Source organism: Rhodococcus sp. G6(2025) (assembly GCF_058628105.1).
The window spans coordinates 82,052-97,043 of the sequence record NZ_CP179751.1 but is presented as its reverse complement, the minus strand read 5'-3'; the positions used below and the strand labels follow the sequence as shown (position 1 = coordinate 97,043).

The window sequence follows — 14,992 nt, the reverse complement described above, 5'->3', positions numbered from 1 at the left end:
TCTCGAGGTGCATTTCCGCGGTCCAGCGGGCGTCACAGAGGCTGTCGACCAGTACCGCCGGCAAGAGCGATCGGTTCCACCGTCGAGCAGATCGACGTTCACAGCGGACTCTTTCTCGAAACTCCTGGCGGCGTGGTGTGAGGGTCGCAATGATCACGCTCCGTCCAGCGCCGTCAGGGCAGTTTCCGTCTGGTGACGGGCCCAGAGGTGAGGAGTTTTCGCAGCCGCACGGCCGGTGAGCGTTCGCCGAGGACTGCGCTGGTACTGCGTGATCGGTCCTCGACTCCTGCAACGAGTTCGCGAATCACCGATTCGGTCTCGTGCTGGGGACGCCACCCGATCTCGGTGTGGGCGCGGGAGCAATCGACGAGCGGGGTGGCATAGGCGAGATCGATCCACCCCCTGTGAATGGGCGAAAGATGGAGCGACCAAGCCATGTTGGTGACAATGCTCAATGCTGTCGACGGTACGTGCACCAGGTGAGCGTCGAAGACGTCACCGAGCAGTTTCGCGGTCAGTGGTTCGTCCGCGGCGATGTTGAACGCTCCGGGCGCACGATGGGTGAGGGCCTTCATCACCGCGTCGGCGACATCGTCCGTGTGAATGACCGGAAGTGTCAGTGTGCGGTCGAGGAGCAGTACCGGCAGTGCCGGTATCCGCCGCGTCAGGCTTCGCGGCAGGTAACTCGGTGCCGCGTAGCGCAGGAGCGCGGTGGCCTCATCATGCTGGGCGATCAGGCCGGGACGTAGCCGGGTGACGACAAGAGGTGCCCGCCCATCCGATGCGATGTCCTGCTCGACTTGGTCGAGAACGTCTTCCTCGGCGACCTTGTCGACGCTGTAGATCGATCGCGGCATGCCGCGGCGGGGCCACTGTTCGGTCACGTATCCGCCGTAGGCGCCGGGGGAGTACACCGCCGCCGACGACAGGTGGACCACCTGTTTCACGCCGGCATCGCGCGCCGCCTGCGCGACCGCGCGCGTCCCGGCGACCGCTGTGCGTCTCAGGTAGTCGCGGTCTCGTGCCGGTTGGAATGCGATCGCCAGATGGACCACGGCGTCCGCTCCGGCGAACAGAGGTGCGAGTGTGGTGTAGGCATCGTCTCGTGCCAGGTCGAGCTCATGCCACTGCGCGCGCTCGTAGGGTGCCGTGCGGGGAGGTGTTCGGCGGGCGATTCCCGTCACCACGGTTGCGGGTTCCTGTGCGGCGAAGAGGCGTAGAAGGGCGGTGCCGACATTTCCAGTGGCACCGGTGATCACGACTTTGCGGGGAGCGTGCGGCACCTATCTACCCCTCCCGCACCCGAGCGAGTGGACGAGCACCGATGGAGGCGGACGGGTGACTCATCGGACGGAAAAGGTGATCCCGAAATTGTTCAGCGTGGCGGGGAGGGGTTGGTCCGGGTCGGGTGTGGTGCGTGAGGTGACGGTGAAGTCGGCGCGGGTGAAGAGGTTGGCGAGCACCGTGCTGGTTACCAGCAAGACCACGTTGCGGCCGGGGCAGGCTGTCGGTCCGGCGCTGAAGGGGACGAGCCCGCGGTAGTGTTCGGCCCGTCCGTCGATCCATATTTCGGGTTCGAATCGGTCGGCGAACGGGAAGGCGTGGCGGTCCCGGTGGAAGGCAGTTGCCAGGATGACGAACGCGGAACCGGCGGGAATCGAGTACCGTCCGTTGTTGTCTTCCCACTCCGTCGGCACGAGGGAATCCCGAAGGATGGCGGGGGTGGTCGGCCAGAGCCGGGTGCTGTCGAGGACGCACCCACGCAGGTACTCGTAGGGCTGCGGCTCGTCCAGGGTCGACGGTTCGATCCGTTCCAGTGCCTTGATGCGGTGCCGCGGATGAGTCGCGAGGAGCGCCATCGTTCGGATCGTCACCATTCCGGCGGCGTCGAACGCGAACAACCAATGCGGGATCTGGCCGACGGGGTCGATCGGTGCGCTGGTGGAGACCTCACGCAGCGCACCCGCGAGGCTTTCCGGCGGTGCCGACTCGACGTAACGTTGCAGCCGCTGGGTGAACCTGTCCCGCAAGGCGTGCCGGGTAGGGTGAGCGAATGACCAGTTCCCGTTCGCGCGCAGCGTCCACAACTGGTCGGTCAATTCGTGGTCGTCTCGCGCGGACTCTCCCAACACGACACGTCGTACCGTCCGCCACCACCAGAGCGTGAACTCGGCGGCGTCGAGGCTGCCGGTGGCACGGGAAGTGCGCAGCAACTTGTCTGCTTCGTCTCGAATCACCCGCGCAATCGGGGCTGCCAGGTGATGCATCGGCTGCTCGGTGTCCAGAGCCTGCTCGTTCACGTCCCGGCGGCGCGCACGAAGGTCGCCCTGTGAGATCAGGACACCGTTGGGTTGGAACGGGCTCAGCGCCGCCGTCTTTTCGCGATTCGCCGCGGTGAAGGCGTCGGCGTTCGTGCGCAGCACGGTATCGACGTCCTCGTCCGACAGGACCAGGGCGAGGTCCCGGCCGAATACTCGCAACGGCAGCGGTCCGTCACCGTAGCGCTCGCGGAGTGCGGGTATCTGCCGCGCCGTGGCCGCGTCGGCCTGCAGTCGCTCGAGTAGACCCATTACGGGACGGCGTCGCGCAATGGCGCCGGCGGCGAGGAACGGTAGCGCTACCTGACCGAACAAACGCGCCACGTCGGGCAGCGCCGCGCGGCGCTCCCGAGCGGTTGCGGCCGGTCCTGTGGCGGTCAGTGTCATCGAATACCTCCGGGTCGACGCATGCCGGCGTCATCGAATACCTCCGGTCGACGCATGCCGGCGGGAAGCAGGGTCCCGCCCTCCCCAGTGCCGTCTACCCACGGTGGGCGACGTGAAAACAGGTTTCCGGCGCGCGGCCGCGTCGATTTGCCCGCTCGCGGGCCGGGTACTCGACAGGTGAATGTTCACCCGATCGGAGAAGTGCATGAGCGAACACACGCCACACACAATCGACTATCCCGGCCGCACGTCGGACATGGCTGAGGAACCGCATGACGAGATGCGTGCGTACCGGGGCAACGAACTACTGACGGGCAAGCGGGCGCTGGTCACCGGCGGAGACTCGGGGATCGGCCGCGCCGTGGCGGTGGCGTTCGCGAAAGAAGGCGCCGACGTGGCCATCGCCTACCTCGAGGAGAGCGACGACGCGGCCCACACGGCTGAGTTGGTCGAAAAAGAAGGGCGACGCTGTCGCACGTTCGTCGGTAATCTCGCCGATCCGCAACACTGCCGTGACGTAGTAGCCCGCACGGTCGCGGAACTGGGCGGGCTCGAGATCGTCGTCAACAACGTGGCCTACCAGGAACCGGTCGACGACTTCCTCGATCTGTCCGATGAGCAGTGGCGGCACACGTTCTCGGTAAACATCGACAGCTACTTCCACGTGACGAAAGCGGCCGTGCCCCATCTCGGCCGGGGCTCGGCCATCATCAACACGGGCTCGGTCAACGGATTGCGGGGGAACAAGTCGTTGATCGACTATTCCGCGACCAAGGGGGCGGTGACGGCGTTGACGTACTCGTTGGCGCAGACCCTGCTGGACCGCGGAATTCGCGTCAACTGTGTTGCACCAGGACCGGTCTGGACACCACTGATCCCGGCAACCATGGACGAGGAGAAAGTCGCCGAATTCGGGAAGCAGGCCCCCTACGGGCGGGCAGCGCAGCCCGACGAGATCGCCCCATCCTACGTGTTCTTCGCTTCCGGTCTGCTGTCGTCCTACTACTCCGGGGAGGTGCTCGCCCCGCTGGGCGGTGAGACTCTGCCGGGTTGACGGCGTGCAACACCGTGGCGCGCAGAAGCGTTCGTTTGCGCAGCTCGGCAACGGGGCATCCGCGCCGGAGTGGTCCGAAAGGTGTTCGTCGAGGGAATATCGGGATGAGGTGGATGTGAATCTACTCGAGCGAAGTGTGCGGCGGCTCGAACACGCTCATGGATTGGATCGCCCTGCCGGTGCGGTCGTGAACGCGATCAACAGGTGGCTTCCGGCCGGCCGGGCCAAGGATGCGTTGTCCGGCACCGATCTCGGGCACCCTTTGCACCCACTCCTGGTTACAGTGCCAATCGGGGCGTGGGTCAGCGCCGGTTTCCTCGATGCTCTCGGCGGCAGGAGCGCGCGGATGGCCGCGACGAAGCTCGTGGGGCTGGGTGCCATGGCCGCGGTGCCGGCCACTCTCACGGGCGCGTCGGACTGGGCCGACACACTCGGCGCCGAGCGCAGGATCGGCGCAATCCACGCGGCCGCGAACTATGCAGCCATTGGGGTGTATCTCGCGTCGTGGACCGCCCGACGACGCGGCCGTCACGGCGTCGGCGTCGGCCTGTCGGCAGCGGGGGCAGGACTGCTCGGAGTCAGCGGCTGGCTCGGGGGTCATCTGTCCTATGCTGCAGGAGTCGGGGTCGATACCACCGCGTTTTCCACCCTGCCATCGGACTGGACGGACGCGGCACCGGAAACTGTGCTGACCGGCAGGGAAATGGTCGCCGTGCTGGTCGGCACCGTGTCGGTGCTGCTGGTGAATCGCCCTGACGGCGTCGTTGCCCTGAGTAACCGCTGCACCCATCGGGGCGCACCGCTTCACGACGGCTTACTCCATGACGGGTGCATCGAATGCCCCTGGCACGGGAGCCGCTTCCGTGTCGCCGACGGCCGGGTCATGCGGGGTCCGGCAACGCGACCGCAGCAGGTGTACGAGGCCCGCGTGCGGCACGGTCGGATTGAGGTCCGGCAACCGGACGAGCAGCGGACGCTCCGCACCAACCCCGTTGCTAGCGGCAATGATTAACGGCATTGTGTTGGTTGGCGGTGACGGGTCGCGAAGCCTGGTTCCCGTTTCCCGGCTTCGAGCCAAGAGCGGGATGCGCTCCCCGCACACGCCGAGGCGGCCGAGTAGCAGGATGAAGCTAGGGTCCGGACACTAGATTGTATCGGCCTGGGGACGGAGCACTCCACGAAGGCGCGCCACAGTCCTCTGGCCCGTTGTTGCGCAGATGAGGGTCATCACCATGATTGCGATCGCGAATGCGGGACCACATTCACCGATCGTTCGGTCCTACGAAATGTAGGCGATCGGGCAAGTCCGGTGGGTGGTTATGCGGCGTCGGCTTTATCTCGCGTTCTGCGTGTTTGAACCCCGCCAGGTCGGAACACGGGCGGCCGGACTGTCAGGGGTGTCGAGGCCGCACCCCTTCCGCCGGCAATCGGCACGGACGCTGCCGGTTTCGCTCGGGGCAAGGAGTATGTTTTGCCCTGCCAAGTTAATTCGATCTCGGTAGGTTGAGTGATTTCGCCTGAGACCCGAGGGCGGCGAATCAGACTCCGTGAGCGACGAGACCGTGGCAGGATCCCGATGAGAACCAGGTGTGGGCGGTTAGAGCGGCAGCGCATCGTCCGGTTCGGGAATGCATCCTTCGAAGGTGCGGCGCGCACACTCCGCGATCACCTCGGCGACACTGCCCCGACGGGCCAGGGTCCGGCGTTGCCGGACGGCCCCGTTGCCGTGATCGAGGATCGCCGACAGCGACCCGGCGACCTGCCGGTACTCATCGAGTTCCGTCAGGGCAGGCCTGACATGCGTCAGCAGTTGGTAGACCAGCCGCCGCGCGTGCACCAGGCGCATGGTGGTCAGGTCGAAACCGTGCCCGGCAAGCCCGTCGCGGGCCGCCCGCCAGCACGCACCGCGCAGCAGCTCCTGGTGAATCCTTGGTGCCGGTGTGCCGTGTTCGATCGCGCGCGCCGCCGTGATGACCAGTGCGTGCACCAGGGTGGCCAGGGTCATCGTCTCGTCGATGGTGGCGGGGACATCGCTGATGCGGATCTCGACGGTAGGCAGATGATCCGAGACCCGCACATCCCAATAGACCATGCCGGTGTCAAGGATCGTGCCGCTCTCGCGCATCGCGTCGACCGCGGCATCGTAGTCGGCGGAGGAGGCGAAATACGGGGGTGCTCCCGCACTGGGCCAGTGCCCGAACAGGATGTAGCGCCAGCTGGCATACCCGGTATCGCACCCGGCGGCGATGGGGGAGTTCGCGGTGAGCGCCAGCAGCGTGGGCAGCCACGGTCGGAGATGGTTGATCACCTGGACCGCCTGCTCACGGTCTGCCACCCCGACGTGCACGTGGCAGCCGCATACCACTCCGGTCGCGAGCGCGCCGAATTGTTCGGCCATCCGCCGATACCTGGGGGTATCGGTGATCGAGTCGGGTGGCGGGACGTACATGGGGGTGCCCACGGCGAGGAGCTGACACCCGGTGCGCGCGGCGGCGTCGGCGGTCACTGCGCGGGATTCGCACAATTGGTCGCGCAGATCCCGGATGTGCGTGCCGATCGAGGTGGCGGTTTCGATCTGGCAGCGGGAGAACTCCGCCTGGAGATTGATGCCGAGGTCGCGGCCGGCGGTAATGACTTCGGTGTTGTGCAGGCTGGGCCGCCCGGTGTGCGGGTCGGCGAGGACGAACTCCTCCTCTACCCCGAGGGTGGGTATCCCGCCGCGGACCGTCCTTGCCGGCACGGTGGTGGTTGCCATGGCCTCCCTCCAACTCTGACGAACATCCCCACGGTGACGAGCAGCCGCCCTGGTGCGCACTAGTTGCGTCAGCGACGTGATCGTGACACCGGCATGCAGTATCGCCGCGCCGCCACAATGGATCGGGGAAGCGTTCCAGGCGCCGACATGAATTCGAACCCATCACGCCGCGGCGCTGCGGCAGATCTCCATGAACCTGACTGTGGCGGTACCGCTTTAGGTCGTCGGACCCTCAATGGCTGCGGAGTGCGTCGATCAGCTCACCCTTGCGCTTGGACGAATAACCCGACAGACCAACCTCTTTCGCCTTCTTCTTCAGCTCGTCGACGGTCCAGTCCTCGTAAGACGACGATTTGCCACCCTTGCGGCCGGTAGCGGACCGGCCACGGTTGGCGGCCGAGTTCGCGATCCGTGCCGCCTTCTGCTTCGACGCACCGTCCTTGCGTACTTCTTGGTACACCTTCTCGTCCTTGATCGATGACCGCGGCATGGCGTTCCTCCTCACTTGATTGGCTGCTCACCGGATACCCGGATTCACCGTGCTCGTACCAGCCGCACAGCTTTCGCTCCTGTATGGCAGGAGCCGCAAAGCCATCACCGTGCTCTACCCGGCCGCTGCGGCACTCGAACCGCAACCCTGACGATATCGACTACCAGTCTTCGAGGACTGCCGCACCACCGCGAGGGCGGCGAGGATCTGCCGATGCCGAGGGTATAAATCCACACCAGTAAGTCGAGAACGGTGTGGGCGCGGCCGATGGGTCGGGTGTGGGCGGCGGCGCTGGCATGAAGGACCGCATCGTCGGGATGCGCGCCAGCTGAGGGAGGACCGCACGCCGCGCTCCCCGGGTCGGGAGCAAGAGCGTCGATGTCCGCCCGCACGTTGTCTATCCGGATTCGGACGACGAACACGTCGGCGGTTCCAGCTCCGATGCGGTGGGCGGCAAGCCACTCAGGTGCACCAGCAGCGGCAACAGCGCAGCGATGCTCCATTCCTTCCGGGCGACCAGGCGCATTAACGCTTCCTGTGCCGCGATGAGATCACCGTCGGCGAGCAACCGACTCAGCCGAACCATCGCCGCTACATTCCTCGGCTGCTCGGCATGGTCGGCCACTGCCTGATCGACCCGACGACGTTCATCACCCAACACGAACCCACCGCCGACGCCCTCGACGCGTACGAAAAGTTCGACACCCGCGAGCGCGGTTCGCTCAAAACCGTGTTGTCCAACACCTGACAACTGAAGAACTCTTCAGCAGAATGATGCGTCGACCGTGCGGGAAATCACCGAGCCGTCCAGGCGGAGGTAGCGCCGACCTGCCGTCCGCTATCGACGGATTGTCATCGAGGCTCCGCAAAAGAGCACTCGTGCCCTTATCCGGAGAGGTGCGGTTTCGCGTTCGTGTCCCTGGGCATAGCTACAGCAGACGTCAGCCGCGAACGAAGCAGAGAATCCGGCATTCTGGGGCGTCGGTGAGGAGAGAATCATGGGTACCGAACCAGGCAAGCAGCTGCAGGAGGAGCCGCAGTCCGAGCGTGGCCCCAAAGGCGCGCGGGACGCGGGCCCGGACCAGGCTGGAGCAGGCGAGACGGACCGCGAACCGGGGTCACTGGAGCAGGAGGAGACAAAGTCCACCGCGGAACCGGGCGCCAATCCCGCTGCTGCCGGTGGGTCGCTCCCGCCCGGGGATGCGAAGCCGGCGATACCGCCGTACGACGGCCGGACGACGAGCACCAAGGAGGGGCGTCCGGCGCACGACGAGCACGTGGACGCCGACGGAATGCAGTCCCCGGAACCCGAGGAGACCCCCCGCGGTGCGATGGCCTCGCCGGCCGAGGAGAAGCCCGCCGCACATGCCGCCGAGACCGAGGACAGCGACTCCGGGGTCGGACCCGCTCATCAGGGAGGCGTCGGCAAGGCCGAAGACAAGAAATGACAGAACAGGCGCCGTGTCGTGGGTGCGGCGCTCGTGTGCGGATACCTGGACCCCTAGACGGCCCGACGTGGGTTCGCGTACCGAGTGGCTGGCCGCAACCCGCAGATGGCGCGATGAGGAGTAGTCGCCGCCAGGGGATCCGTCCGGACATCCGCCCACGCAACAGTGACTTGGATCCACACGACCTGCTCGCTGGGACGGTCGACGATGGTGAACAATGTCGCGGCGTGCGGTGACGACGAGCCCCCAAGGACTCCGTCAACGACGTCGCGCCGTCAATAGGCTCTTCGAGCTGGCGGCATGTGTGTTTCGGATTTCCGCGTGGAGACGCGATCCGTGGACACCGCATTGTGGAGCGTCTTGGTAGCCGTTCGGATGCGCGGAATGTCAACCCGCGGGGAGCGGCGCTGCGGTAGTGAGTCGAGGGATCGTTCGGGCACTTGGGGCGGGGATCGGCGGACTGTTCCGATGCTCGAGGCGCTGACGCAGCCGGCAGCGAGCCATTGTGCGACGTGCAGGTTTTCGCCGAGTGCAACGGTTCCCGCAATCCCCGCGGCGGCGGGCTCGAGGCTCTGCAGCACACCGACGGTTCGAGGCGGCAGGCGACGCAGCGCCGCGAGTTCGAGCGAGTACGGCACCACGGCGGACAGGACCGCGACGACTGCGCCGATGGCGACGGTTCGGACCTCGAGGAGCGCGGCACCGTTGTCGAACACACCGACCGGCACCGTGACCAGAGCCGCCCAGGTAACCGCCCACGCCAAGGGTTCGGCGCCGGCACTGCGCGTTCCTGCTCGTCGGCCCATCAGCAGATAGCCGGCCATCGACGCTCCGGAGGCCAGCGCCAACACGATGCCGGTGACCGGATACGCGCCACTCGGCGATCCGGAGAACAACCACACCCCGGTCGCGGCGAGACCGACGAACACCACGTCAGACCACCGTCGGGACGACACCAGGGCCAGGGTGATCGGCCCCAGAAGTTGCAGGCTCGTCGCGACACCCGTGGGCAGGTAGTGCAGGGCGGGATAGACGAGATTCATCCCCGCGATCGCCGTACCGAATCCGAGGATCACCGCCCGGTCGGTCCATGGCCGGGGCAGCCTTGGCCGCCACACGAACAGGAGCACCACCGCAGCTATGCCGAGACGCAATGCCACCACGCCGGAGGGCTCCACGGAGTCGAACAACCCTTTGCCCAGCGCCTGCCCGAACTGGATGCTGACCACGCTACACAGAACGAGAGCGGGAGCGGAGAGGCTGCTTATGTTCCTCATGCACCCAGCATCGCCACGATAAAGGTGCAGGTCCATCAATACTTTGGGCGCAATTTCGTTTAGATTGGACTTCATGATCGACCTGCGGCGGTTACAGGTCCTGCGGGCCCTGGCCGACTACGGCACCGTCACCGCGACTGCCGCGGCGCTGCATCTGACCCCGTCCGCGGTCTCCCAACAGCTCAAGACATTGGCCAGTGATCTCGGCGTCGACCTGCTCCGCCACGAAGGCCGACTGGTGCACCTGACCCCGGCCGCACGCATGCTGCTCCACCACGCCGACACACTGCAGGTTCAATGGCAACGCGCCCAGGCCGATCTCGCCGCCGAGGGCCGCGAGTCGACCGGTCCGTTGCGTCTGTGCGGGGTGTCCTCGGCTGTCGCGGCACTGGCCGCACCCGCTGCTCGTCGTCTCGCGGTAACCCACCCCCGGCTGCAGGTCGAAATCAGAGAAGAAGAATGCCTCGACTGCTACCGGCTCGTCGGTGCCGAGCAGGCCGACGTGGGAATCGTCCTCCCCAGTCCCGACGCTCCGACTCTTGTCGATCCTCGGTTCGAGCAGTATCAGCTGCTCGACGACCCGCAGGACTTACTGGTCCCCGCGAACCATTCTCTTGCGAAATCAGAGGGTGTGGCACTCAGCGGGGCCGCTGCCGAGGAATGGATTGTCAAGAAGGAGAACAACGACACCTACGCTTTACTCGTGTCAGCGTGTCTCGCAGCGGGATTCGCTCCCCGCATCACCCACCAGGTCAAGGAGTGGTATGCCGTGTCCGCCTTGGTCGCAGAAGGATTCGGCGTCTGTCTGTTGCCGCGGATGGTGCCTATCCCGTCCTCGCACGCTGTGGTGCGTGTCCCACTACGCGAAGCGCCGATACCGACCCGCACGATCATGACGTGTATACGGCGCGGTAGTGCAGGTCATCCAAATATCGCCGCCGGCCTCGGTGCCCTCGGCGTCGTCGCCACCGCCTTTCGAACGCTCACCGGCGGCTAGAGACGCGTCGTGACCCCCCGGCGACGGTGGCGCCGTAGACCAGGTGCGCGACGACGTCGCTGAGCCAAGTCCTGGGCGGATAGCATCTAATCGTCCTGAGGCGCCGAGCGCCATCCAGGTTCGATCCAGAGTTCCTGGTCCGGTAGGCCGAGGCAGAAGCGTGCTGTCGGCGGAGTTGTTCCGAACTCGAAGGCGACGGCACCGAAAGTCCGCGTCCGATGACCCAGACGCGGTGTGACGCACAGGGGCGCGGTGCGGTCGGCGAGAAGGCGCTCGGCGGCAGCGCGATCGCGGGCTTCCGACGCATTCGCTTCGAGGAAAGCGAGCCGAGCCCGGGAATCGGTGATCCGTCCTTCGCGCTCCAATTCGTGCTCGGCATCCTGGTCGATGTCGCTGTTGGACAGCGGGTGATTGGTGTGGAGCAGGCGCGGCGACCCCGCCCGGCAACTGACGACCACCGCTGCGGCTGAACACTCGACCCCGTGAAAACCGTGCGCATCCGCCACCGCGTAGTGCTGGCCGCTGGCGTGTGAGATGCGGTGCAGGAAGTCGACGGCCTGCTCGCGGGAAGCGTGGGCGAGCGCGCCACGGATCGCGGCGGCCACGGGCAGGCCGGCTGAGTTGTGGCGCAGCATGCCGAGGGTGTTGACGCAGACGCCGACTCCGGCATCGTTGATCCCGGTCAATCCGATCATTCCCGCCGAACTGAGCACCAGTGCCTCGGGGCCGGCCTCCGGGCGGATGCGGAGAACGATTTGGGATCCGTTCATGAAGTCGGGCAGGTCCATGTTCTGCGCGAGGTAGACGCCGTCCACGTCCGCCCGCCCGAGGACGCTGCAGCCGAGTTCGAGGTGCTCGCGATGCACCCACCACTGTTCGTCCATGAAGTTGTACGCGAGGATTTCCGCGAACGGGACCGCTGTGGCCTCCGCGATGCCGCGCATCTCCTCGGCCAGGTCGGGTACGGCGGCCTGAACCGTGGCGAGCAGTCCTGTCGAGGCGAGGTGATGGCGACTTCGAGCGTTCGTACCGTCTCGCCAGCGGTCGAGGGCGGCGTGGACCAAGTCGCGGGCCTGCTCACCGTGGGCGCGGCCACGCGCCCGCCCGTCTCCGGAACACTCGATGACCGTCATCGAAACCACTCGTCATTCTCGACTGCCATGTCGTCAAGTACCTTTCCGGCGAGACGCGATTCGCGAGCGCCGCGTGGCGGGCGCGCCGCGTGTCCGCGGGGCCATATCGATCATAAGAACATTTCTTCGGCCGTTGTCGCCGTGTGGCGCGGTGTGCGCCGGCGGCCGAAAGCTGCGGCGACGCGTCGAGGGTTCAAGGCGGAAAGAGTGCGGGTACACCTCGGGGATGGACCAGTCGCAGGCACCATTGTTGGATGCGTTGGAGCAGTATCACCGGCTCGACCGATACGGGTTCTCCCCACCAGGCCATCGGCAGGGGCGCGGCGCCGACGAGCGGGTAAAAGAGGTTCTCGGCACCGACCCGTTCCGTGCGGACGTGCTCGCCTCCGGGGGACTGGACGACCGGAGGTCGAGTAACGGCTACCTGTCCAAGGCCGAGCAACTGATGGCCGACGCGGTCAGGGCCGAGCAGGCCTTCTTCTCGACCTGCGGCAGCTCGCTGTCGGTGAAGGCGGCGATGATGGCCGTCGCAGGAAACGATCCCGGCGGCCTACTCGTCTCCCGCGACTCGCACAAGTCCATCGTCGCCGGACTGATTTTCAGCGGTGTGACACCTCGCTGGATCACCCCACGCTGGGACCAGGACATGCACTTCTCCCATCCGCCGTCCCCGGACCAGGTGCGGGCCATGTGGGAGAAGTACCCCGACGCCGCCGGTGCACTGATCGTCAGCCCCAGCCCATACGGCACCTGCGCCGACCTCGACGCCATCGCACAGGTGTGCCACGAGCGGGGCAAGCCGCTCATCGTCGACGAGGCATGGGGAGCGCACCTTCCGTTCCACGACGACCTGCCGACCTGGGCGATGGACGCCGGTGCCGATGTCTGCGTGGTCAGCGTCCACAAGATGGGTGCGGGCTTCGAGCAGGGATCGGTCTACCACCTGCAGGGTGACCTCGTCGACGGCACGCACCTGTCGCAGTGCGCGGACCTGCTGACGACCACAAGCCCGAACGTGATGCTGTATGCGGCCATCGATGGGTGGCGGCGACAGATGGCCGAGCACGGCACGAACCTGCTCGGCCGCGCACTCGCGCTCGCCGGCCGCACCAGGGAACGGATCGCCCGCATCGGCGGACTGACCGTGCTCGAAGATCGATTGCTCGGGGAGCAGGCCTCGCACGACCTCGACCGCATGCAGATCCTCATCGATGTCAGCGAACTCGGTGTGTCCGGGTTCCAGTGCACCGACTGGCTCCGGGAGCACTGCCACCTCGATGTCGGCATGCACGATCACCGCCGCATCGCGGCGACCTTATCGATGGCCGACGACGACACCACCACCGACCGGCTGGTCACCGCGCTCGACAACCTGGCCCACGCCGCGTCCTCGTTCGATCCACCACCACCGATCTCGTTGCCGAGTCCCGAGGAACTGCAGCTCGATTCGGTGCTGTCCCCGCGGGATGCGTTCTTCGGGCCGGTGGAGTTGGTCGAGGCGGACAAGGCCGCCGGGCGCATCGCCGCCGAACCCCTCACCCCGTATCCACCGGGCATTCCCGCGGTGGTGCCGGGTGAGCGGCTCGACCAGCCCGTCATCGACTATCTGCGCAGCGGCGTGGATGCCGGGATGGAGATACCCGATGCCGCCGACGGATCCCTCCGCCGCATCCGGGTGGTCACCGGGTCGCGATGACAATGCAGCCCAGTGGATAACCTTTGCACCAAACCGGCGGGATCTTCTCGCCCGTCGGGTGCACTCTGAATGCCGACGCCTTGGATACGCTTCGAGTACAGGGTATCGGCCTCGTAGTCGCTGGTGAGGCCGATGGGTCACCGCACGAAGAATTTCTGTTGGTCGACGATCAGGGCCGGTCCAACGCGAATCCACCCGTACTCGTCGAGAAGTTCGACGGCGCGGCGGCGACGGTCGTCGGCTGCGTCGAGCGGCCACCTACTGATTACACCGCAGTCGCGGACACGACCCTCGATCGGCCCAGAGGGTCCCGAAAATCACCCGGACCGCCCTGCTCGATCCAACGCGCCAACCTCACATTGTGCACCCGGCGCCTCCACCGCAGCTGGTACACCGAGACCGCCGAGCACCAGCGTAGAAAGTGCTGCGAGGATCCACAGAACCCACGTGCTCACTGTTCCTCGTGTCCGCCTCGGTGAGCCTCGCTTGGGTCAATGTTGTTGCAGGGGGCGGTATCCGGACGGTTCCGTTGCCTGACGCCTGGACACTGTCGGCTGAATCGGCGGCACACCCGGCGAACGCTAGTCGAGACATCGGCGATACCCCAACACGGCGGTGCTCCCTACCGTCGGTAGTTGCCGGGATGGCAGGATCGCAAACACCGGGTCGGCGAGGCGCCCGTCGCGGGAGCCCGGGACCTGCTGCGAGCCGCGATCGTTCCGGCCCGCCCGACCCGCGGTCACCGGCCGCACCCATGGTGCTGTAGGGACCGAGACGTCGTCGTATTCGGTCTATGCTCCGAGACCGAACGCGACGAGGAATCCCAGCGCGGTGGACAGGCCCACCCACCAACCGCCTTCCTTGTAGGCCTCGGGCATCAACGAATCCGCCAGTACGGCGATGGCCGCGCCGCCGGCGAACGCCTGGATGGTGGCGATCGCACCGTAGGAGATCTGGTCGGACACCAGATTCGCTCCGATCAGACTACCGTGCTGTCGATGCATTCAGAGGTATCGACCACGGAGACACCCGTTTCGTCGTCGCCGAGATCGTGTCCACGCTCGCGCGAAAGCCCAGAACCCGCAGGCATTGTCGGACATAGGCGAAGGGCAGAGGCGGCGGCAATGGCGCTCGATTTTGTCATCCATGCTCTGCCCGCTTGACCGGATTCTGGCCGGGGGCCTTGCGGACGATGTCACCCTCGGTGATGCTGTTCCACAGCTCACGGTCGACACGGACCTTGGTGGTGGTGCCGTCGGCGAGACGGATTGTCAGGCGGGGGTACAAGTCGGGTAGCGCGAATCCTGGTACGCAAGTGGTTCAGTCCTTCTGACGGGGCCGCACGCGTTCCGGCGACAGGTGCGGGGCCTCGTCCTCGGGCAGCGTGCGCACGCTGTTGGCTGACCGAGGTCGCCGCCGGAGGAGTCGCCAGAAACC

General features: G+C 66.3%; 14 protein-coding genes and 1 pseudogene. 6 read left to right on the top strand and 9 right to left on the bottom strand.

Features of this window, described 5'->3' with window-relative positions; all coding sequences use genetic code 11:
* Positions 1-173 precede the first annotated feature (173 nt).
* Positions 174-1,283: an NAD-dependent epimerase/dehydratase family protein gene (locus ACLIVD_RS37395; protein ID WP_491933058.1), complete on the bottom strand. Its 1,110-nt coding sequence runs from the start codon at positions 1,281-1,283 to the stop codon at positions 174-176.
* Between the two features lie 60 nt (positions 1,284-1,343).
* Positions 1,344-2,705: a cytochrome P450 gene (locus ACLIVD_RS37390; RefSeq protein WP_491933057.1), complete on the bottom strand. Its 1,362-nt coding sequence runs from the start codon at positions 2,703-2,705 to the stop codon at positions 1,344-1,346.
* 205 nt (positions 2,706-2,910) lie between these two features.
* On the opposite strand from ACLIVD_RS37390, the gene ACLIVD_RS37385 reads away from it, so the two are divergent.
* Both ACLIVD_RS37385 and ACLIVD_RS37380 read left to right on the top strand, forming a co-directional pair.
* On the top strand, positions 2,911-3,759 hold the full coding sequence (locus ACLIVD_RS37385; RefSeq protein ID WP_491933056.1) for an SDR family oxidoreductase: 849 nt from the start codon (positions 2,911-2,913) through the stop codon (positions 3,757-3,759).
* Positions 3,740-4,771 (top strand): Rieske (2Fe-2S) protein, encoded by a 1,032-nt coding sequence (locus tag ACLIVD_RS37380; protein WP_491933055.1) that lies wholly within the window; start codon positions 3,740-3,742, stop codon positions 4,769-4,771. Before ACLIVD_RS37385 ends, ACLIVD_RS37380 begins: the two co-directional genes overlap by 20 nt.
* A 585-nt stretch (positions 4,772-5,356) precedes the next feature.
* Here the strand turns inward: ACLIVD_RS37380 and ACLIVD_RS37375 are convergent.
* The 3 genes from ACLIVD_RS37375 to ACLIVD_RS37365 all read right to left on the bottom strand — a co-directional run bounded on the left by ACLIVD_RS37375 (position 5,357) and on the right by ACLIVD_RS37365 (position 7,629).
* Positions 5,357-6,514, bottom strand: a complete 1,158-nt coding sequence (locus tag ACLIVD_RS37375; RefSeq protein ID WP_491933054.1) for a glutamate--cysteine ligase 2 — start codon at positions 6,512-6,514, stop codon at positions 5,357-5,359.
* Between the two features lie 232 nt (positions 6,515-6,746).
* The gene (locus tag ACLIVD_RS37370) at positions 6,747-7,004 is read right to left on the bottom strand and encodes a DUF7218 family protein (protein ID WP_491933053.1); all 258 of its coding nucleotides are present in this window, start codon (positions 7,002-7,004) and stop codon (positions 6,747-6,749) included.
* A gap of 397 nt (positions 7,005-7,401) precedes the next feature.
* Positions 7,402-7,629: a hypothetical protein gene (locus ACLIVD_RS37365; RefSeq protein WP_491933052.1), complete on the bottom strand. Its 228-nt coding sequence runs from the start codon at positions 7,627-7,629 to the stop codon at positions 7,402-7,404.
* Between ACLIVD_RS37365 and ACLIVD_RS37360 the strand changes: the two genes are divergently transcribed.
* Positions 7,618-7,752, top strand: coding sequence for a hypothetical protein (locus ACLIVD_RS37360; protein WP_491933051.1), 135 nt, complete (start codon positions 7,618-7,620; stop codon positions 7,750-7,752). The two genes, ACLIVD_RS37365 and ACLIVD_RS37360, sit on opposite strands and share 12 nt — an antisense overlap.
* Positions 7,753-8,002: 250 nt before the next feature.
* The gene (locus ACLIVD_RS37355) at positions 8,003-8,452 is read left to right on the top strand and encodes a hypothetical protein (protein ID WP_491933050.1); all 450 of its coding nucleotides are present in this window, start codon (positions 8,003-8,005) and stop codon (positions 8,450-8,452) included.
* 275 nt (positions 8,453-8,727) lie between these two features.
* Here the strand turns inward: ACLIVD_RS37355 and ACLIVD_RS37350 are convergent, their stop codons facing one another.
* Positions 8,728-9,729 (bottom strand): EamA family transporter, encoded by a 1,002-nt coding sequence (locus ACLIVD_RS37350; RefSeq protein ID WP_491933049.1) that lies wholly within the window; start codon positions 9,727-9,729, stop codon positions 8,728-8,730.
* Positions 9,730-9,802: 73 nt separating this feature from the next.
* On the opposite strand from ACLIVD_RS37350, the gene ACLIVD_RS37345 reads away from it, so the two are divergent.
* Positions 9,803-10,726: a LysR family transcriptional regulator gene (locus tag ACLIVD_RS37345; RefSeq protein ID WP_491933048.1), complete on the top strand. Its 924-nt coding sequence runs from the start codon at positions 9,803-9,805 to the stop codon at positions 10,724-10,726.
* An 86-nt stretch (positions 10,727-10,812) separates the two neighbouring features.
* Here ACLIVD_RS37345 and ACLIVD_RS37340 read toward each other — a convergent pair whose 3' ends face one another.
* Positions 10,813-11,859 (bottom strand): C45 family autoproteolytic acyltransferase/hydrolase, encoded by a 1,047-nt coding sequence (locus ACLIVD_RS37340; protein ID WP_491933047.1) that lies wholly within the window; start codon positions 11,857-11,859, stop codon positions 10,813-10,815.
* A gap of 226 nt (positions 11,860-12,085) precedes the next feature.
* Between ACLIVD_RS37340 and ACLIVD_RS37335 the strand changes: the two genes are divergently transcribed.
* A complete protein-coding gene (locus ACLIVD_RS37335; RefSeq protein WP_491933046.1) occupies positions 12,086-13,555 on the top strand; it encodes an aminotransferase class I/II-fold pyridoxal phosphate-dependent enzyme in 1,470 nt (489 codons plus the stop codon).
* A 791-nt stretch (positions 13,556-14,346) separates the two neighbouring features.
* Here the strand turns inward: ACLIVD_RS37335 and ACLIVD_RS37330 are convergent.
* Both ACLIVD_RS37330 and ACLIVD_RS37325 read right to left on the bottom strand, forming a co-directional pair.
* Positions 14,347-14,538, bottom strand: a pseudogene (locus ACLIVD_RS37330) (hypothetical protein); the annotation flags it as partial.
* Between the two features lie 157 nt (positions 14,539-14,695).
* A complete protein-coding gene (locus ACLIVD_RS37325; protein WP_491933045.1) occupies positions 14,696-14,842 on the bottom strand; it encodes a DUF7489 domain-containing protein in 147 nt (48 codons plus the stop codon).
* Positions 14,843-14,992 lie beyond the last annotated feature (150 nt).